At 39.1% G+C, this 279-nt stretch carries 1 protein-coding gene; it reads left to right on the plus strand.

The genetic code is table 11. The annotated features are described in order from the left end of the window. The first annotated feature begins 127 nt into the window (after positions 1-127). Positions 128-277 carry a 50S ribosomal protein L33 gene (rpmG, locus tag R0K30_RS21680; protein ID WP_003153246.1) on the plus strand — a complete coding sequence of 50 codons (150 nt, stop codon included), beginning with the start codon at positions 128-130 and terminating at the stop codon, positions 275-277. Positions 278-279: the final 2 nt, after the last annotated feature.

Below are 279 nucleotides of genomic sequence, written 5' to 3' on the forward strand. Positions count from 1 at the left end.
CAGTAAGATCGCATTTGACTTCATGGAGGTCACTGTGGAGCGGTCTTAAAAAATGGACGCTTGACATTTTTTTCTGGTGAGATATAATAAAACGCAATAATTACGATTTATATAAGGGGTGAAAATGATGCGTGTAAATGTTACATTGGCCTGTACAGAGACAGGGGACAGAAATTATATTACGACGAAGAACAAACGGACGAATCCGGACCGGTTAGAAATGAAAAAGTATTCCCCCCGGTTGAAAAAGTATACGTTGCATCGTGAGACAAAATAGAT

Origin of the sequence: Bacillus sp. SIMBA_154 (assembly GCF_046536015.1) — a bacterium.
GTDB classification, from domain to species: Bacteria; Bacillota; Bacilli; order Bacillales; family Bacillaceae; genus Bacillus; species Bacillus pumilus_P.

Excerpts from the sequence above, each read along its gene's own strand:
- rpmG (WP_003153246.1), top strand. The coding sequence starts at position 128 with ATGCGTGTAAATGTTACATTGGCCTGTACAGAGACAGGGGACAGAAAT.